The 18582-nt window shown below is 53.9% G+C and carries 16 protein-coding genes; 11 read left to right on the top strand and 5 right to left on the bottom strand.

Translation table 11 applies throughout. The annotated features are described in order from the left end of the window. Positions 1 to 46 precede the first annotated feature (46 nt). Complete coding sequence (locus BMY09_RS19515; RefSeq protein ID WP_091361638.1) at positions 47 to 1693, top strand: bifunctional aminoglycoside phosphotransferase/ATP-binding protein; 1647 nt, start codon at positions 47 to 49, stop codon at positions 1691 to 1693. Here the strand turns inward: BMY09_RS19515 and BMY09_RS19510 are convergent. From BMY09_RS19510 to BMY09_RS19500, 3 genes are read right to left on the bottom strand one after another with little or no spacing between them, the layout of a single operon-like run. After that, positions 1690 to 2454 carry a heme ABC transporter ATP-binding protein gene (locus BMY09_RS19510; protein WP_091361636.1) on the bottom strand — a complete coding sequence of 255 codons (765 nt, stop codon included), beginning with the start codon at positions 2452 to 2454 and terminating at the stop codon, positions 1690 to 1692. The two genes, BMY09_RS19515 and BMY09_RS19510, sit on opposite strands and share 4 nt — an antisense overlap. Continuing rightward, positions 2448 to 3437, bottom strand: a complete 990-nt coding sequence (locus BMY09_RS19505) for a FecCD family ABC transporter permease (RefSeq protein ID WP_091361635.1) — start codon at positions 3435 to 3437, stop codon at positions 2448 to 2450. The genes BMY09_RS19510 and BMY09_RS19505 overlap by 7 nt, the downstream gene beginning before the upstream one ends. Further along, a complete protein-coding gene (locus BMY09_RS19500) occupies positions 3437 to 4225 on the bottom strand; it encodes an energy transducer TonB (protein WP_091361633.1) in 789 nt (262 codons plus the stop codon). The genes BMY09_RS19505 and BMY09_RS19500 overlap by 1 nt, the downstream gene beginning before the upstream one ends. 121 nt (positions 4226 to 4346) lie before the next feature. On the opposite strand from BMY09_RS19500, the gene BMY09_RS19495 reads away from it, so the two are divergent. Next, positions 4347 to 4673 (top strand): Rieske (2Fe-2S) protein, encoded by a 327-nt coding sequence (locus tag BMY09_RS19495; RefSeq protein ID WP_091361632.1) that lies wholly within the window; start codon positions 4347 to 4349, stop codon positions 4671 to 4673. A 3-nt stretch (positions 4674 to 4676) separates the two neighbouring features. Here the strand turns inward: BMY09_RS19495 and sfsA are convergent, their stop codons facing one another. Further along, positions 4677 to 5381, bottom strand: a complete 705-nt coding sequence (gene sfsA, locus BMY09_RS19490) for a DNA/RNA nuclease SfsA (protein WP_091361630.1) — start codon at positions 5379 to 5381, stop codon at positions 4677 to 4679. Next, positions 5381 to 6538 (bottom strand): pyridoxal phosphate-dependent aminotransferase, encoded by a 1158-nt coding sequence (locus BMY09_RS19485; RefSeq protein ID WP_091361628.1) that lies wholly within the window; start codon positions 6536 to 6538, stop codon positions 5381 to 5383. The genes sfsA and BMY09_RS19485 overlap by 1 nt, the downstream gene beginning before the upstream one ends. Positions 6539 to 6916: 378 nt before the next feature. Between BMY09_RS19485 and dksA the strand changes: the two genes are divergently transcribed. The 9 genes from dksA to BMY09_RS19440 all read left to right on the top strand — a co-directional run bounded on the left by dksA (position 6917) and on the right by BMY09_RS19440 (position 18479). Beyond that, complete coding sequence (gene dksA, locus BMY09_RS19480; protein ID WP_091361626.1) at positions 6917 to 7345, top strand: RNA polymerase-binding protein DksA; 429 nt, start codon at positions 6917 to 6919, stop codon at positions 7343 to 7345. A gap of 35 nt (positions 7346 to 7380) precedes the next feature. Then, on the top strand, positions 7381 to 8256 hold the full coding sequence (gene gluQRS, locus BMY09_RS19475; RefSeq protein ID WP_091361624.1) for a tRNA glutamyl-Q(34) synthetase GluQRS: 876 nt from the start codon (positions 7381 to 7383) through the stop codon (positions 8254 to 8256). A gap of 165 nt (positions 8257 to 8421) precedes the next feature. Further along, entirely contained in the window at positions 8422 to 11325 is a 2904-nt protein-coding gene (locus tag BMY09_RS19470) for an ATP-binding protein (protein WP_091361620.1), read from the top strand. A gap of 56 nt (positions 11326 to 11381) precedes the next feature. Then, positions 11382 to 12779 carry a sigma-54-dependent transcriptional regulator gene (locus BMY09_RS19465; protein WP_091361616.1) on the top strand — a complete coding sequence of 466 codons (1398 nt, stop codon included), beginning with the start codon at positions 11382 to 11384 and terminating at the stop codon, positions 12777 to 12779. A 551-nt stretch (positions 12780 to 13330) separates the two neighbouring features. Next, on the top strand, positions 13331 to 14743 hold the full coding sequence (gene pcnB / locus BMY09_RS19460; protein WP_091361614.1) for a polynucleotide adenylyltransferase PcnB: 1413 nt from the start codon (positions 13331 to 13333) through the stop codon (positions 14741 to 14743). After that, a complete protein-coding gene (folK, locus tag BMY09_RS19455) occupies positions 14724 to 15239 on the top strand; it encodes a 2-amino-4-hydroxy-6-hydroxymethyldihydropteridine diphosphokinase (RefSeq protein ID WP_245756635.1) in 516 nt (171 codons plus the stop codon). The genes pcnB and folK overlap by 20 nt, the downstream gene beginning before the upstream one ends. A 129-nt stretch (positions 15240 to 15368) precedes the next feature. Further along, entirely contained in the window at positions 15369 to 16160 is a 792-nt protein-coding gene (gene panB, locus BMY09_RS19450) for a 3-methyl-2-oxobutanoate hydroxymethyltransferase (protein WP_091361607.1), read from the top strand. Positions 16161 to 16165: 5 nt separating this feature from the next. Further along, positions 16166 to 17014, top strand: a complete 849-nt coding sequence (gene panC, locus BMY09_RS19445; RefSeq protein ID WP_091361605.1) for a pantoate--beta-alanine ligase — start codon at positions 16166 to 16168, stop codon at positions 17012 to 17014. A gap of 283 nt (positions 17015 to 17297) precedes the next feature. Continuing rightward, on the top strand, positions 17298 to 18479 hold the full coding sequence (locus BMY09_RS19440; RefSeq protein ID WP_091361603.1) for an acetyl-CoA C-acetyltransferase: 1182 nt from the start codon (positions 17298 to 17300) through the stop codon (positions 18477 to 18479). The last annotated feature ends 103 nt before the right edge of the window (positions 18480 to 18582 follow it).

The raw sequence follows: 18582 nt of genomic DNA, 5'->3' as shown, positions 1-18582 counted from the left end.
GGCTACGTATAATCCTCTGTGAATTCCGGCAACTACTAAAAAATATATGACTCAAGAACTGATCACAGCCCTGTCAGATCCAAACAATTATCCTCATCCGGTCGCTGAGATCCGGGTGATTGAGACGCATATCTCCTGGGTAATTCTGACCGGCGAGATCGCCTATAAAATCAAGAAACCGGTCAATTTTGGTTTTCTTGATTTTACCAGTCTGGAGAGTCGCAAACACTACTGTTATGAAGAACTCCGCCTGAATCAACGATTAGCTCCGGATATATATCAGGAGGTCGTCGCCATTTGCGGCTCGCCGGCCAGCCCCACACTAACCGCTGTGGAATTAACCATTCCTGAACCGGCCAACACATCTTCAGTGACAGCCTCACCGGTGGAGAGCGACGCACCTGCTGCTGATACAGACAACTCTGAACCGAATAGTTCGGCGGAACCGTTCGAGTATGCGGTAAAAATGCGCCAGTTTGATGACGGCCTGCGGCTGGACCGGCTGTTACAAAAATGCGCCCTGACCAACGCTCACATTGACGCGCTGAGTCAGCAGATTGCAGACTTTCACCTTGCTGTACCCCACGCCAGTAACGATGGCCCCTGGGGCGAAACTGACACGGTCTGGCAGGTGGTCAGCGATAATTTCACCCACACCGGCGAGCATCTGCATTCACTCGATGACTGGCTGGAACTACAGCAATTAGCCTATCAGGTCAGTCAGCAGTTCCGCAGTCTGTCTTCAAAGATTGAACAACGCAAGCGCGAAGGCAATATTCGTGAGTGTCACGGCGATCTGCACCTGGGCAATACCACCCTGCTGGATAACCAGGTCAGGCTGTTTGACTGCATTGAATTCAATCTGGAGTTTCGCTGGATCGACACCATCTGCGATCTGGCATTCCTGCTGATGGACCTGGAAGCCAATCAACAGCATGCCTTTGCCAATCGCTGTCTGAACCGCTATCTGGAAATTACCGGTGACTACGACGGCACCCGGTTACTTAACTTTTATAAAGGTTATCGGGCAATGGTACGCGCCAAAGTTGCGGTGATTGGCCAGCAAGTCGACCTTGCGGAATACCGCCGCTATATCAGGCTGGCACTGAGCTATGCCAACAAGCCCTCCCCGGTTTTGTTTCTGATGCATGGTGTATCAGGCAGCGGCAAAAGCTACCTGAGCCAGCAGCTGCTGGAGCGCAGTGGTGCTATCCGAATCCGCTCAGACGTTGAACGTAAACGATTGCATCGGGAGTTGAGCCTGAAAGGGGAAAAACTGCAGCTGTATGGCAACGAGATGAATGTGCATACCTTCAACCACCTCAAGGCCCTCACCGAGAAGCTGCTCAGAGTGGGAGAAACAGTGATCGTTGATGCCACCTTTATCCGCGAACGTACCCGTCAGAGTTATCGCCGCATTGCTGAAAAACTGGGGGTTGAGATGCGCATTATCTCCTGTACCTGCAACCAGACCTTAATGGAGCAACGTCTGGAACGCCGCGTAGCGGAGGCTGCAGACCCTTCCGATGCCGATGTACAGATCATGCGGCAGCAGCAGAAAACCAAACAGCCATTAACCCAGGCAGAGCAACGCTATTGCTATAAAGTGGATACCAACTGCGCAGATCCAGTCGAAAGTCTCTTTGAGCAGATCCGGCGGGATCCGCAAATCAGTTTATCATTAAACGATTAAGGGCCGGACTGGCTGATAAAGACAGGACCAGACAGGGTGTCGGTTTTTCGCACAGTCACCTGATAAAGATCGCTGAGCTGTCGTTCAGTCATCACACTGTCCACCGGCCCCACGGCGGCCATCCGCCCCTGCTGTAACAGCACCACCCGGTCTGCCAGTTGCGCCGCCAGATTGAGATCATGCAGCACACAACAGACCGATACCCCCGCCGCGGCGACCATTCTGATCTGTTGCAGCAGCAGTTGCTGATACCTCAGGTCCATCTCACTGACCGGCTCATCCAGCAACAACACCTGACAATCGGGCCCCGCCTGAGCCAGCACCCGGGCAACCTGCACGCGCTGCTGTTCACCACCGGAGAGGGAGGTATAATCGCGCTGCGCCAGCGATTCCAGTTGAAACTGCTGTAAACAGGCTGCCACCCTTGCCGCTGTCGCTGACCGGTCCAACAGCAACGGGTAGCAGCCCAGTGCCACCACCTCCGCCACCCGGAAAGGAAAGTTGAGCGGCTGCTGCTGGGTATACATCGCCAGATAACGCGCTCTCAGTTGCGGCTCCATCCCGGACAACTCGACGCCAGCCAGACAAACCCGGCCACTGTCCGCCCGGTTCAACCCACAGAGCATCCCTAACAAAGTGGATTTACCTGCACCATTTGGTCCGAGCAATACCGTTATCTCCCCCGGCGGCAGTTCTACAGAGATATCGTCCAGCAGCGTTTGCCCATTGCGTTTCAGACAGAGACCGGTAGCGGTTAACATATGTTCAACTCCCGCTTACGCCGGGTTAACAGCAACAGAAAAAATGGCCCGCCCACCAGCGCGGTGACAATACCGACCGGCAACTCAGCAGGACTCACCAGCAGTCGCGATACACTATCGGCAACGGTCAGCAACACCGCCCCCAGCAGCGCCGACAGAGGCAGCAGACGACGGTTATCAGGGCCGGTTAACAGACGTACCAGATGGGGGACGACCAGACCGACAAAACCGATAATACCGGTGAGTGCCACAACGGCGCCGACTCCCAGAGCGATCAGCAGAATCATCAGCCGCTTACAACGCACCACATTCAGCCCTAACAAGCCGGCCTGCTGCTCCCCCAGCAACAATAGATTCAGTTTCTGGCCATAGCGGGGTAATAGCCATAATACCGGTACTGCAGCCACCAGCAGCACCAGCAAATCCTGCCAGCGACTATGATTCAGACTGCCCAGTAACCAAAAGCTCAGCTGACGCAGCTGCTGATCACCCGCCAGATATTTCAGCCCGCCAAGACCGGCCAGGGCAATCGCATTGATCGCGATACCGCAGAGCAACATATTGGTGACTGACACCCCCTGCAGGGTGACCGATAACCGCGCCACCAGCAAAGTGGTCAGCACTCCTCCGGCAAACGCCGCCAGTGGTAACATCAGCCCCCCCAGCAGGTAGACCGAACTACCCAGCAACACCATCATCGCCCCCGCGCTGAGGGCCGCCCCGGCGGAGATACCGATCAGACCGGGATCGGCCAGCGGATTACGAAATAACGACTGTGCAGCCGCTCCGGTGATCGCCAGCAGCGCTCCGGCCAGCAACGTCAGCATCAGGCGTGGCAGACGCAACTGCCAGAACACCTGACTGGCGACAGAGTCATCAAGCACGCCACTCAGATCGACAGCCACGGGACCGGTCATCAGTGAAAAAAGCGCCGATATTAGCAATAACACCCATAATCCAATCACTATCGTGCGATGACTCATCAGCGTTTCTCCAGAACAAAATCAACCGGCACCCGGACATAAGACGCCACCGCTAATCCATTCTGTCTGGCCGGAACAAACTGCCACTGCTGCACCGCGTCCCGGGCGGCCTGATCCAGCAAGTCAGAGCCTGAGCTGTGTTCCACCCTTACCCCCTCGACAGCGCCATCCCGGCCGATTTCAGCCCGCAAAACCACCTGCCCCTCAATCCCCCTTTTACGTGCCAGTCGTGGATACTGAGGCGGCGCTGGCGACACCCTGAATTCCGGGTGGTTCTGATACACCGGTGTGCTTTGAGAGGACAGCAGTTCTGCCTGATGACGCGTTACCGGTGGCTTCTCAGGCGGTTCCCGAACCACCGCAGGAGCCTCGGCTTTGGGTAGCTGAGTCTCAGCGGAGTCAGCTTTCGAATCCGGCTCAGCGGCGGGGGGAACATGATCAGGCACCCGTTCGGGGGAGGTCGCAACCGGCTGAGCTGCAGGCCTGACAGGCGGTTTGGCTGCAGACATCACTGCCGGCTGATCGGTTGCCGTTGCAATAACAGGCGCGCTGCTTTCATGTGGTGCACTACGCTCATGTGATTCATTCACCTCCCGGCTGCTTTCCTCACTGCCGTTGTCGCTGCGGGGAGCGGTCACCCGGACATTCAGCTCCTGTCCGCCCAGACGAACCGGTTGTGGTGAAGACAGCCAGCCGCTACCGATCAGTGTCAGATGAACAGCACCCGACACTAACAGGGTAATTATAAAAACACGCAACTCAATCAGAGTTGCCAGCAGGCTATTCACAGATTAAGGGCACCCTCTTTTTAATAAGACGCTATCATTGGCAATGAAAGTTGGCGATTATAATAGCAGTATCAGCACAACGACCTGATATTTTCTCAACCGAAGATTAACCGGATTCACTATGCCAACCGTTACCCCGTTATTCGACATCAGTGAGCTGACTGAAAACAGCGCGAAAGGGATAGAACTGAATCAGCGCAAGCTGTTTGCGGTCTGTCGACAGGGGCGCATCTACCTGTATGAAAACCGTTGTCCCCATAAAGGTGTTCCGCTGGAGTGGCTGCCCGATACATTTCTCGATGTGGAAAAACAGTTTATCCAGTGTTCCACTCATGGCGCGCTATTCACCATCGACAAGGGGCTATGCATCGCAGGCCCCTGCGCCGGAGCCAGCCTGATCCCGGTTAGCTATGAGATTATCGACGGGCAGCTCTGCATCCCGGAATAGGGGTCACAGACAGACCGGCAACGGCTGACTGATCACCACCTGCTGTGGCGAAATCGAGGCGCCATAGGCGTAAACCTCAACGCCCGCAGCGGCCGCCTCGCGCAGCAACTGACCATAGGCCGGATCGATATGATCCGCCGGACGCACCTGTTCAATACCGGTGTGGGGGACACAGAACATCAACACCGCCCGATATCCCTCTGAGACCATCAGCATCAGCTCCCGCAGATGCTTGGCCCCCCGGGTGGTGACGGCATCGGGAAAGGTGCCGATACCGTTCTGTTCCAGCAGGGTGACATTCTTGATCTCCACATAGCAGGGGGGCCGCTGCTCATCCTCCAGATACAGATCAATACGACTGTTCTCATCGCCATACCTGACCTCCTGCCGGATTGAGCTGTACCCCTGCAATTCAGTAATCACTCCGTTTTCAATCCCTTCCCGGATCAGCGCATTCGCCCGACCGGTATTGATACAGGCCCAGAAGCGCCCCTCAACCTGCACCAGCTCCCAGCCAAAGGGGTATTTACGTTTCAGATTGCCGGAGTCCTGAATCCAGACCTGACTGCCAGGATCAGCACAGTTTTTCATTGACCCCGTATTCGGGCAGTGGACTGTCAACTGTCGCCCATTATCCAGCTCGATATCCGCCAGAAACCGTTTGTAGCGTTTGATCAGCCGGCCGGGCTGCATATTGTCCAGTAGCATCAGCTCAGCCTTTTTCGCAGTCGTTCAAGGGCTTTTTCGATCTGTGTCAGACTGGTGGTGTAAGAGAAACGGATATAGCGGTTGGCCCGGTACTCACCAAAATCGATGCCCGGGGTGACCGCCACTTTATCCTGTTCCAGCAGTTCCCAGCAGAAATCGAAAGTATTGTCGGTAAACCGGGAAGCATCGGCATAGACGTAAAACGCGCCTTCAGGCATCAGCGGGATCTCAAAACCCAATTTCCGCAGGCCGTCAACCAGCAGGTCCCGCCGCTCCCGGAACGCTTCGCGGCGCTGTTCGAGGATATCAATAGTCTCAGGACGAAACGCCGCCAGAGCAGCGTGCTGCGCAATAGTCGGAGGCGAGATAAACAGATTCTGCGCCAGCCGTTCAATATCCGCCACCGCTGCGTCGGGCACAATCGTCCAGCCCAGTCGCCAGCCCGTCATGCCAAAATACTTTGAGAAACTGTTCAGAACAAACGCATCCTGATCTACCGACAGTACCGTGGGGGCATCAAAACCATAGGTCAGACCGTGATACAGCTCATCGACTATCAGGTGACCCGCTCTGCTTTTGACCGTCTGCGAGATCAGCTCCAGTTGCTCTCTGTGCACCACACTACCAGTTGGATTAGCGGGGGAAGCCAGCAGAACCCCCGCAGTATTGCTGTTCCAGTTCTGCTCGATCAGCTCCGGGGTTAACTGGTAGTTGTCATCTGTGCCAACCGGCACCAGTTGTCCCCGCGCCTCCAACAAACGCAGGAAACGGGGATTACAGGGGTAACCGGGATCAGCCATCATAAAGGTCTGCCCCGGGTTAGTCAGGGTCGCAAACACCATCAGCAATGCTCCGGAAGCACCCGCCGTAACAATCACCCGTTCCGCCGGAATATTCAGACCATAGCGTTGCTGATAAAACCCGGCGATCGCCTCACGAAGCGGGGGAATTCCGGCCGCCGGAGTGTACTGGGTGTGGCCATCACGAATCGCCGCGATCCCCGCCTCGGCAACCGGCGCCGGGGTGGCAAAGTCGGGTTCTCCGGCACACATATGCACAACATCATGCCCCTGAGCATCCAGCTCTTTGGCCCGTTTGAGCAGATCCATAACTTTAAAGGATTCGATATCAGCGACCCGATCCGACCAGTGATTCATCACACGCGGCTCCCTCTGTTGACCGTTTTTGAATGGTCAGGATTATACATTAGTCATAGCCTGAAAGAATAACGTCACTCCCCGGAATCACCACATCAGCCACGTAACGATTGCGATAAAACAACTAATCGCTGCTATAGTTAGTCGTTGTGCCGCTTTGAATGACTCTGGACTACACAACAGATTGAAAAAAATCAAAAATGTGGCCGTTTCAGATGATTTACAGTTTTTTGATCTTGGGGCTGGTGAAAACTCAAAGGTTCTGGTAACTTCAGCTCCCTTCTGATGGTTGGTTTAAACACCTTCAGCATCATGGCCGTTGGTAGAAGCGTTCGGGCACCATTGCCCGACCTGTTGAGAGAGAAGCGAGGCAGAACTATGCCGAATCAAGAAACACAGTTCACACACTTTGTGCCTTATCCTATCAAGGATGGCGAAGAGTACATGAACGAAGCTCAAAAAGATCATTTCCGCCAAATTCTGAACGCCTGGAAACAGGAGCTAATGGAAGAGGTAGACCGTACCGTTAACCATTTGCAGGAAGAAGCAACCAACTTTGCTGATCCCAGCGACCGCGCCAGCCAGGAAGAGGAGTTCAGCCTTGAACTACGCACCCGGGACCGGGAGCGTAAGCTGATCAACAAAATATCTAAAGCGATGGAAAGCATCGACGAAGATGATTACGGCTACTGCGAAGCCTGCGGTGTAGAGATCGGTGTGCGACGTCTGGAAGCACGCCCGACAGCAACACTCTGCATTGACTGCAAAACACTGGCTGAGATCAAAGAGAAACAGCTGGGTATCTGATCTGTTCGCGGCTGACCCTGTCAGCCGCTTCTGCAATGATCTATACCGGTCGCTTCGCTCCCTCACCCACTGGCCCGCTCCATTTCGGCTCCCTTCTGGCTGCTGTTGCCAGCTATCTTGACGCCCGCGCACATAAGGGTCGCTGGCTATTACGCATCGAAGATCTTGACCCTCCCCGCGAGGTTGAGGGTGCCAGCGACAGCATCTTAAAAACACTGGAACAGTTTGGACTGCACTGGGATGGCGAAGTCATTCGTCAGAGTGACCGACACGCGATCTATAGCGATATTCTGTCACAGCTCATTCAAAGTGGCGCGGCCTATCGCTGCAGCTGCTCCCGACAGCAGATTCGCAAACGCAGCGGCGGCTTACTCTATGATCGTTATTGTCGCAACCACCCACCTGTGACCGATGCGCACTGTGCCATTCGCAGTCGCTGTGATCAGGATCACCCGTTCGATGACCGGATTCAGGGCCACCAGCAGTTCGGAGATCAGGTTGAGGATTTTGTCATCTTCCGCCGGGATGGTTTTTTTGCCTATCAGCTGGCGGTCACAATTGATGATGCCGCGCAACAGATCAGCCATATCGTCCGCGGTTCCGACCTGCTTGATTCAACGCCGAAGCAGATACAGCTGCAACAACAACTGGGATACCCTCAGCCAGCCTATGCCCATATTCCTGTCGCAACCAACATCGGGGGGCAGAAGCTCAGTAAACAAACCCTGGCCCCGGCACTGGATGAAGATCAGGCACTACAGCTGATCATCCGCGCCCTGGATTTTCTTGGTCAGCAACCCGTGGCAGAATTAACCGACAGCAATATTGAAGAGTGTCTTAGCTGGGCCTCTGCGCACTGGGATATCACCGCTGTGCCAAAACAAACAGGCATTATTCTGGAGGATAGCTGATGCATTTTTACCGCGTCCTGATCGTCCTGGTCATCGGAGGGTACCTGCTGTCTCCTATTCTCGATCAGTGGTGGCCTGATTCTTCCACGCCCTGGTACAGGCCCTATATTATCTGGGCTGCTCTGATCCTGATTGTCGCCATACTGGAAAGGAGACGGCGTAGCGATGAATTTTAATCTGGCTGGCCTGCTGCTGATCGCCATCGCCTATCTGACCGCCCTGTTTGGTACTGCTTACATCACTGAACGGGGCTGGGTTGCCAAACGCATCATCTATCATCCGGTCACCTATGTGCTGTCACTGGGGGTATTCACCAGTGTCTGGACCTTTTATGGTACCTTCGCCATTGCCAAAGAGTCTGGCTACAGTTTTCTGGCATCCTATCTCGGTGCGTCTGCCGCCTTCTTTCTGGCGCCGGTGATACTGATTCCGATTCTGCGGATCACCCGCACCTACCAGCTAAGCTCGCTGGCCGACCTGTTTGCCTTCCGCTTTCGTTCCGCCACGGCCGGCGCCCTGACAGCGATTTTTTCCCTGATCGCAATTCTGCCACTCATATCGATTCAGATTCAGGCGGTCTCAGATTCACTGCATATTCTTAATCAGGACTTCTCTTCAGATCAGATCGCGGTGGGTTTCTGCACCCTGATCGCTCTGTTTTCGATTCTGGTGGGGGCCCGCAACCCCTCTCTGCGCTATAACCGTACCGGTCTGATTGTGGCGATGGCAACGGGATCACTGATCAAGCTGTTCGCCCTCACGACCATAGCGCTGTACGCTCTGTTCAATGTGATGGGAGGTCCTGGCGGACTGGAGTTATGGCTGCAGCAACACCCTGAAGAACTGGCGGTATTCGACACACAACTGGACAGCGATATGTGGCGCACCATGCTGCTGGGCTTTTTCTCAGCCATCATCGTGATGCCGCACACCTTCCATATGATGTTTACCGAAAACACCTCTTCCAACAGTCTGCACAAAGCCAGTTGGGGGGTACCGCTTTACCTGCTGATACTGGCGTTAGCAGTGCCCCCTATTCTCTGGGCGGGCATCCGCCTGGGGGTTGCAGATCAGCCCGCGTTCCTGATTCTCAATCTGGGCATTAAACTGGAATCCGGCTTTATCACCACCCTGGCCTTTATCGGCGGCCTGACCGCAGCCAGCGGAATCATCATTGTAGCGACCATTTCAATCGCCTCGATGCTACAGAACCATCTGATCCTGCCACTGGTTCCGCCGCTATCAACACAGCGGTTATATTCCCATCTGCTGTGGCTCAGACGGATACTCATTATCGTGATGATGGTTAGCAGCTATCTGTTCTATGCTGAGGTCGGCCTGAATTACAATATCCACTGGCTTGGTACCCTGGCATTTATCGCCTTTATGCAGTTTTTGCCGGGCATCCTCGCAACACTTTTCTGGCCGGGAGCCAACCGCACGGGCTTCTGCCTCGGACTGATTGTTGGCATGAGCACCTGGATTTTCCCGATGCTCACCGCCCTGCTGAATGGAACGATCAGCGATGACGCATCGATTATGTATCATCAGAACTGGCACCACATCGCCATCTATGCGCTGACAGCCAATATTATCGTCTTCCTGCTGGCCTCCATCATTACCCGCAGCTCACCGGAAGAGATCGCCAGCGCCAGCGCCTGTCTGCATAACAGCCTGCAACGTCCGGTTGGCCCTCAGTTAAACATCAGTCACAGCGACGAGTTGGTGACGTTACTCAGTGCCCGACTGGGAAAAGCGACAGCCCAGAAGGAGGTTGAACAAGCATTACAGGAGCTGAATCTGCACCGCGGCGAGCTTAACGCTATCGACCTGATGCGCCTCAGGACCCTGATTGAGAGCCGGCTTAGCGCTCTGTTCGGACCGGTTGAAGCCAGCACACTGTTAAACCAGCAGATTCACAAAGACACCCTGGATCAGTACCGCACCCGGGACATCCATCTGCTGGAGGGACAACTGGAAAACTATCAAACCCGGCTCAGCGGCCTGGCAGCTGAACTGGATAACCTGCGCCGCCACCACCGGATGACCCTGCAACGCTTACCTGTGGGCGCCTGTTCGCTGGACGAAAAAGGCCAGATTATCTTCTGGAATCAGGAGATGGAACAGTTTACCGGCTTACAAACCTCATCAGTGCTGACTCGCAGATTAATCAACCTGCCTGAGCCCTGGGGGGCGCTGCTGCATGACTTTTCAACACAGGAACAAAACCATCTGCTCTCTCACCACCTGCTGATCAACGGAGAGAACTGCTGGCTGAGTCTGCACAAAGCCAGTCTGGCGGAAAACTCAGAATCGATGGTGATCCTGCTGGAAAATGAAACCGAAAACCAGATTCTGGTCAACCGGCTATCCCACAACGAACGACTCGCCTCAATCGGCCGCTTTGCTGCCGGAGTAGCACACGAAATTGGCAATCCGGTCACCGGAATCGCCTGCCTGGCGCAGAACCTGAAATATGAAACCGATGATGAGATCATCCTTGAAAGCGGCGAACAGATTGTTGCCCAGACTAACCGCATCACCCGTATAGTGCAGTCGCTGATCCGCTTTGCGCATACCGGTCAGAGTGAGGGCAAACAGCTGCAGGAAGATATCAACCTCAAAGCGCTGACCGATGAGGCACTTCACCTGGTGTCGATGGACAGCCGTGGACGCGAGATTAATCTGATCAACAATATCGATGCCACCGTCAATATCAGCGGCGACCCACAGCGGCTGATGCAGGTGTTTGTCAATCTGATCAATAATGCCTGTGATGCGACCCCAATCCATGGCCGGGTATGGCTGGATGCCAAACGCAACAGCAACTCCATCGAGATCACGGTGACGGATGAGGGCAGCGGGATCGCCCCGGAACACCAGAACAAGTTGTTTGAACCCTTTTTTACCACCAAAGACCCCGGTAAAGGCACTGGATTAGGGCTGCCTTTGGTCTATAACATCATTGAAGAGCATTATGGTAGTATTAGCATAGTGAGTCCCGCCAATAAAAATCAGAACAATGGCACTCAGGTGGTTATCACCCTCCCGGTCACGTTGCAGGATTAAGTTTGTAAGATAACAAACACCTGCCGACCAGAGGACAAGAAGCAAAGGTAAACCGAATGAGCCGCATTCTGATCGTAGAAGATGAGTCTATTATACGTTCTGCCCTCCGGCGACTGCTGGAGCGCAACAGCTACAGTGTCGACGACGCAGGGTCCGTTGACGAAGCAACCAGCCAGTTCAATCTCAATGATTACAACCTGATCATCAGTGATCTGCGCCTGCCCGGTGCCCCGGGCACTGACCTGATCAACCTGGCCAAAGCGGTCCCGGTGGTCATTATGACCAGTTACGCCAGCATGCGCTCCGCCGTGGATGCGATGAAGCTGGGGGCCGTTGACTATATTGCCAAACCGTTTGATCACGAAGAGATTCTGGAAACCATCGCCAGCATTATCAAGCTGCGCGGGGGCGATGACAAAACCGCTGACCGTAGTGCAGGAGCACAACTGCCGGAAAACCAGATGGTCGGTAACTGTGCCGCGATGAGAAACCTCTTCAGCCGGATTCACAAGGTGGCGCGCACCGATGCCACCGTTCTGATTCAGGGCGAATCTGGCACCGGTAAAGAACTGGCAGCCAGAGCTATCCACCAGCAGAGCGACCGTTCAGGCTCGCCCATGGTATCCGTAAACTGTGCATCGATCCCGGAAACCCTGATCGAATCAGAGCTGTTTGGCCACGAGAAAGGGGCATTTACCGGCGCAGATTCGGCCCGCAACGGCCTGATCGAAGCCGCTAATGGCGGTACTCTGTTCCTTGATGAGATTGGCGAACTGCCTCTGGAAGCACAAGCCCGACTGCTCCGCTTTTTACAGGAGGGCGAGATCCGCAGAGTAGGCGCGGTCAAATCGACCCACGTTGATGTCCGGCTGATTGCCGCCACCCACCGCAATCTGAAAGCCCTGGCCAAAACGGGCGAGTTCCGCGAAGATCTCTATTACCGGCTCTATGTCATGGAGCTGCAAATGCCGCCACTGCGGGAACGCGGTGAGGATATTATCGAGATCGCTCAGCAGTTCCTGCAGAAAAGCTGCGAAAAACTCGGCTCCCCGCTGCTCAGTTTCAGTGCCGATGCCTGCGACACGATGATACGGTATAACTGGCCAGGCAATGTCCGCGAACTGCAGAATGCCATTGAACGGGCGGTTATTCTGGCGGATGATCACCACATCACCACAGACCTGCTGGGGCTCGATATCGAGTCCAATTCTCTGGCAGAACTGGAATCCAGCTTTGCCAGTGGTCACTCACTTGTCGCGGAAACAGAGATCGATCTCCGTGAGCGCCGCCCGGACCAGAACCTCTCTCTGGATGATTACTTCCAGCGCTTCGTACTGGAAAATCAGGACAACATGAGTGAAACCAAGCTGGCAAAAAAACTGGGCATCAGTCGCAAGTGTTTATGGGAGCGCCGCCAGAAGCTGGGTATTCCACGAAAGTCTAAAGAGGCATAACAAGGTCTGAAAAGACTGCCATCAGAACGGGAGCAAAAGTGTTACTTATCCCCCATTGAGCAGATGCAGCATGAGTAAAAAGGTAACACTTTTTGTTACCCTCTATTGCGGTAACAGGGTAACAAACAGCTCTCAAAAACAATAAATATAATAAAAACATATAGTTAACAAAACTGGCACAACTACTGCTGTATATACGGACAAGAAGAAGAACAATACTTACCGCCAATAATCATAATAAAAATAAAACCCAGATTATGGTCGATAAGTACACCGCCTCGAATAAAAATAAAAATGAGGCTCTACAAGCTGATCGCTGAATTGACACCCAATACAACGGTCCCGAAACAGTGCTCTTAGAAATAAAAACAACAAGCTAAGACAGAGTTGTTGTCTAAAAGCGGTCAGCTTACCCATCTCCTTTTGTCCTGTTATATTTCCTACACCCTTTGCACTATAGATCAGTAAAACTGCGGCTTTAACTGCGTTTTTGATTAGATTTCATGCTATTATTCTGCGCTCTTATTTCTGCGCAAGTTTCTCAGTGTTATATGGACAAAAACTCATCACCAATAGGCTCGTTTATCCGTAAACTATTCGGTAGTCATCGAAAACGCTCAGCCGGCGAAGCCAGCCCGCAAACCAGCGGCCCTCAGCTTATTCCCGAAGAGGTTCATCAAATTCCTCGCCGACAGCTGAACGACGCAGCGATGAAGACCGCTTATCACCTGCAGGATGAAGGCTACGAAGGCTATCTGGTGGGCGGATGTATCCGCGACCTGCTGATGAATAAGCACCCCAAAGATTTTGATGTTGCCACCAATGCCACCCCGGAGCAGGCACATGCGCTGTTCCGTCGTTCACGCCTGATCGGCCGGCGCTTTAAACTACTGCATGTCCGGTTTGGCCGGGACATGATCGAAGTAGCCACCTTCCGCGCCAGCCATGACAGTCACCCCAAAAATAGCGATGGCGAGCATGGCCGTCAGAACGACAGCGGTATGATCGTGCGCGATAACGTCTACGGCACCATTGAAGAGGACGCACTACGGCGCGATTTCACCGTCAATGCACTTTACTACTGTCCTAAAGACCACTGTGTTTATGATTTCACGCACGGCTACAACGACCTGAAAAACCGCACTCTGCGGATGATTGGCGATCCTGACGCCCGCTATCGGGAAGACCCGGTAAGGATGCTCAGAGCAGCGCGCTTTGCTGCCAAACTGGGGTTTACCATTGAGCCAGAAACAGAAGCCCCGCTGTATGAGCTGGGCTATCTGCTGAAAGATATCGCGCCGGCCCGATTGTTTGACGAAGTACTGAAAATATTCCAGTCTGGCCATGGTGTGGAATCTTACCATCAGTTCCGTAAATACGGTTTGCTGGAACATATCTTCAGCCAGACCGCATACTGTCTTGATAACCCGCAAGGGGCTCCGGTAGAACAACTGGTACTGAATGCCCTGCAGAATACCGATCGCCGGCTGCAGCAGGACAAGAGCGTCACTCCAGCCTTCCTGTTTGCCGCCCTGCTCTGGTATCCAATGCAGCAACGGATGCGTAAACTGCAACAGCAGGAAGGGCTGCATACGGTGCCGGCAATGCATGAAGCGGCCAATCAGGTAATTGGCGAGCAGATAAGTCAGACCGCTATTCCACGGCGATTCTCCACACCGATCAGAGAGATCTGGGAGCTGCAGTTCCGCCTTCCCCGCCGTCAGGGCAAACGGGCCGACCGGCTGATGGAACATCCACGTTTCAGGGCCGCCTATGACCTGCTGGTGTTGCGCGAAAACAGCGGTGAAGATCTGGAAGGCCTGGGTAAATGGTGGACTGACTATCAGACACAGAACCCGCAGATACGCAGCCATATGTCCCGCGAAGTCCCCAAAGACGAGGCCCCCAAACGACGCCGCAGACGCCGCTCACCAGCAAAAAAGCATGAGCAGAATAATGGCTGAGTCTCCCGCATCCAGCCCCTGGACCCGTTGCTACATAGGGCTGGGCAGCAACCTTGAAAATCCGGTGACACAGGTAGCCACCGCACTGCTGGAGCTGCAACGTTTAGACAACTGCCGCCATCTGATCCACTCCAGCCTGTATCGCAGCGATCCGGTTGGTCCGCCCGGTCAGCCCGACTATATCAATGCAGTTGCCAGCCTGGAGACCAGCCTGTCTCCGCTTGAGCTGCTTGATGCACTACAGGCACTGGAACAACAGCATCAGCGGGTCAGAGTTCAGCACTGGGGTCCCCGCACGCTGGATCTGGACCTGCTGCTCTACGGTGATCAGTTAATCAGCAATGAACGATTAACCGTCCCCCACCCCTACCTTCATGAGCGCAATTTTGTGCTCTATCCTCTGGCAGAAATCAACCCAGACCTGACTATTGCACAGCAGAAAAGTCTCGCCGAATGCATTAAGCAGTGCGAAAAAGGCACTCTCGAACGAATTTAATAAAACATAAAATTCTTTAAAAACAATAATATAAATCGTTTTTTACTGCTATGCACAATAGATAATAGTTAAACGGAAAAGGGCTATGTATAATCCCCCCGTCTGAGTAATAAATAAGCAGGTTCTCTTATGAGCAGCATTACCCTTCATACACTGATGGCTCGTAAACAGGCCGGTGAAAAGTTTGCGGTGCTTACCGCATACGACGCCTGTTTTTCCCACCTTATCAGCACCGCTGGTGTTGAGGTGATATTAGTGGGCGACTCCCTGGGCATGGTATTGCAGGGCAATGACAGCACTCTGCCGGTCACCCTAGAAGAGATGGCTTACCATACCGCCGCCGTAAAAGCAGGCAATCAGGGTTCGATGATCATGACCGATCTGCCCTTTATGAGCTATGGCACCCCCGCGCAGGCAATGGACAGCGCCGCCGCGCTGATGCAGGCCGGCGCCCATATTGTCAAACTGGAAGGTGCTGCCTGGCTGGACGAAACAATTACCCTTCTGGCAGAACGCGGAGTTCCGGTATGCGCCCATCTTGGGCTCACACCACAAGCGGTCAATGTCCTGGGGGGATACAGAGTACAGGGACGTGATAACAGTGCCGCAAAAAAGATGATCGAAGATGCCGTACGTCTGGAACAGGCTGGCGCAGCGATGCTGCTGCTGGAATGCGTTCCCGCACTGCTGGCAGGCGAGATCACTAAAGCGGTAGACATTCCGGTTATCGGTATCGGCGCTGGTGCAGACACAGATGCTCAGGTGCTGGTGATGCACGATATGCTGGGAATCACTCCGGGCCGCAGCCCCAGGTTTGTCAAAAACTTTATGGCTGACAACAATGATATCGCCGCCGCTTTCAAAGCCTATGCTGACGAAGTGAAGGCCGGTACCTTCCCCGGACCTGAACACGGATTCTAACCATCATGAAAACCATCTATTCTATCGCTGAGCTGCGTGAAGCCCTCGGCCAAGAGCGTCGTGCGGGCAAAAAAATCGGTTTTGTTCCAACCATGGGCAATCTCCATACCGGGCATATCCAACTGATTCACCAGGCGAACAATCATGCCGACATCACCGTCGCCAGCATCTTTGTCAACCCACTGCAGTTTGGTGAGAATGAGGACCTGGATGCCTATCCACGCACCCTGACATCAGATCAGGAAAAACTGACAGCCGCAGGCTGCGACTATCTGTTTGCGCCGAATATCAATGAGATGTACCCCAACGGTCAGGTAATCCAGACACTGATCGAAGTGCCAGGGATCTCCGATATCCACTGCGGTGCCAGCCGTCCAGGACATTTTCGCGGGGTTGCCACCGTGGTGTGTAAACTGTTTGGAATCGTCCAGCCCGATGTCGCTATCTTTGGCGAAAAAGATTTCCAGCAACTGATGGTTATCCGTCGTATGGCTGAAGACCTGTTTCTGCCGGTTGAAATCCTTGGCGCGCCAATTGCCCGGGCCCAGAGTGGCCTGGCCCTGAGTTCGCGCAACGGCTATCTGACCGAAGCAGAATTAGCGACGGCTCCTATTCTGAACCAGACGATCTGTCAGACTATTGCCCAGATCAGCGCTGGGCGCCGCGACTATGCCGCATTACAGGAAGAAGCTCAGCAGCGACTCGAGCAGGCAGGCTTTAAGCGGGACTACTACACCATCTGCAACCGCAAGGATCTGCAACACGCCGGCCCGGACGATACCCAGTTAGTACTGGTGGCTGCCGCCTATCTGGGCAAAGCCCGTCTGATTGATAATATGGTTGTTGATCTCTGAACATAACCCTTATGTGGCATCTTCACCTTTGGTCGGCTTGGTAATCGATTAAACAACTGCTAAATTGAACGATCTGGCGTCATTTTTTATTCTTCATGCCGCCAGATTAGGGGAAACCCCATTGCAGTTGGCTTTCGACTATGCTGTACTGCACTGCACAAAGATGATTACTACAAAAAAAGCTGCAGAGTGTTTCGTGACAGGTTACTGGCTGACCTGCCATTAAATAGTCACAGTACGTGACTACACTACCGCAGCAATCTTACAAGCAAGAGGAATGATCATGCGTGATGTTGTTGTTGTAGCTGCAGGCCGTACGGCCGTAGGTAATTTTAATGGTTCTCTGGCATCTGTTCCTGCCAGCGATCTTGGCGCTACCGTTATTAAAGGTCTGCTGGAAAAATCCGGCATCCAGGCTGACCAGATCGATGAAGTTATTCTGGGTCAGGTGCTGACCGCTGGCTGCGGCCAGAACCCTGCCCGTCAGACAACGATCAATGCCGGCCTGCCGATTGATGTCCCGGCCATGACGATCAACAAAGTCTGTGGTTCCGGCCTGAAAGCACTGCAACTGGCCACTCAGGCGATCCGCTGTGGCGATGCTGAGATGATTATTGCTGGCGGCCAGGAAAACATGAGCGCCTCTGCGCACATCCTGCCTAACTCCCGCAACGGTGCCCGCATGGGTGACTGGAAGATGGTCGACACCATGATCAAAGATGGCCTGTGGGATGCGTTCAACGACTATCACATGGGTATCACCACTGAAAACATCGTTGAGAAATACGGTTTCACCCGTGAAGAGCAGGATGCCTTTGCCGCTGCGTCTCAGAACAAAGCGGAAGCCGCTCAGAAAGCAGGCAAATTTGCTGATGAGATAATCCCCGTGGTTATTCCTCAGCGCAAAGGTGATCCAATCGTTTTTGATACAGATGAGCAGCCACGTCACGGCGCTACTGCTGAAGCGCTGGGCAAACTACGCCCAGCATTCAAGAAAGACGGCACCGTTACTGCGGGTAACTCCTCTACGATTAATGACGGCGCTGCTGCGGTAATCCTCTGCTCTGCAGAGAAAGCCGCTGAACTGGGTCTGCCGGTTCTGGCGACTATCAAAGCCTATGCGTCTGCAGGGGTTGACCCTTCTATCATGGGTACTGGCCCAATCTGCGCCACTCAGAAAGCGCTGGAAAAAGCGGGCTGGACTATTGATGATCTGGAACTGGTTGAAGCCAACGAAGCGTTTGCGGCACAGGCGATGTCAGTTAACAAAGACCTGGGCTGGGATACTAACATCGTCAACGTGAACGGTGGTGCTATCGCTCTGGGTCACCCAATCGGTGCTTCAGGCTGCCGTATCTTCGTTTCGCTGCTGCACGAGATGGCTCGTCGCGATGCCAAGAAAGGTCTGGCGACTCTGTGTATCGGTGGTGGTATGGGTACTGCGCTGGCAATCGAACGCGCTTAATACCCGACTGAAAACAGAAAAGCCCTGACTGACCAGTCGGGGCTTTTTTTGCCTTATCGCGGGGTGTCCTGCACTCTGGTGGCCCAATCGCCGCGAGGACGCA

It is taken from the genome of Amphritea atlantica (assembly GCF_900111095.1).
GTDB lineage: Bacteria > Pseudomonadota > Gammaproteobacteria > Pseudomonadales > Balneatricaceae > Amphritea > Amphritea atlantica.
The sequence above is the reverse complement of the archived record's forward strand: the minus strand, read 5'-3'. Positions and strand labels throughout refer to the sequence as shown.

What these genes read in the sequence shown, in the direction of transcription:
- BMY09_RS19515 (WP_091361638.1), top strand. Translation starts at nt 47, where the DNA reads ATGACTCAAGAACTGATCACAGCCCTGTCAGATCCAAACAATTATCCT.
- BMY09_RS19510 (WP_091361636.1), bottom strand. Translation starts at nt 2,454, where the DNA reads ATGTTAACCGCTACCGGTCTCTGTCTGAAACGCAATGGGCAAACGCTG.
- BMY09_RS19505 (WP_091361635.1), bottom strand. Translation starts at nt 3,437, where the DNA reads ATGAGTCATCGCACGATAGTGATTGGATTATGGGTGTTATTGCTAATA.
- BMY09_RS19495 (WP_091361632.1), top strand. Translation starts at nt 4,347, where the DNA reads ATGCCAACCGTTACCCCGTTATTCGACATCAGTGAGCTGACTGAAAAC.
- sfsA (WP_091361630.1), bottom strand. Translation starts at nt 5,381, where the DNA reads ATGCTACTGGACAATATGCAGCCCGGCCGGCTGATCAAACGCTACAAA.
- BMY09_RS19485 (WP_091361628.1), bottom strand. Translation starts at nt 6,538, where the DNA reads ATGAATCACTGGTCGGATCGGGTCGCTGATATCGAATCCTTTAAAGTT.
- dksA (WP_091361626.1), top strand. Translation starts at nt 6,917, where the DNA reads ATGCCGAATCAAGAAACACAGTTCACACACTTTGTGCCTTATCCTATC.
- gluQRS (WP_091361624.1), top strand. Translation starts at nt 7,381, where the DNA reads ATGATCTATACCGGTCGCTTCGCTCCCTCACCCACTGGCCCGCTCCAT.
- BMY09_RS19470 (WP_091361620.1), top strand. Translation starts at nt 8,422, where the DNA reads ATGAATTTTAATCTGGCTGGCCTGCTGCTGATCGCCATCGCCTATCTG.
- BMY09_RS19465 (WP_091361616.1), top strand. Translation starts at nt 11,382, where the DNA reads ATGAGCCGCATTCTGATCGTAGAAGATGAGTCTATTATACGTTCTGCC.
- pcnB (WP_091361614.1), top strand. Translation starts at nt 13,331, where the DNA reads ATGGACAAAAACTCATCACCAATAGGCTCGTTTATCCGTAAACTATTC.
- folK (WP_245756635.1), top strand. Translation starts at nt 14,724, where the DNA reads ATGAGCAGAATAATGGCTGAGTCTCCCGCATCCAGCCCCTGGACCCGT.
- panB (WP_091361607.1), top strand. Translation starts at nt 15,369, where the DNA reads ATGAGCAGCATTACCCTTCATACACTGATGGCTCGTAAACAGGCCGGT.
- panC (WP_091361605.1), top strand. Translation starts at nt 16,166, where the DNA reads ATGAAAACCATCTATTCTATCGCTGAGCTGCGTGAAGCCCTCGGCCAA.
- BMY09_RS19440 (WP_091361603.1), top strand. Translation starts at nt 17,298, where the DNA reads ATGCGTGATGTTGTTGTTGTAGCTGCAGGCCGTACGGCCGTAGGTAAT.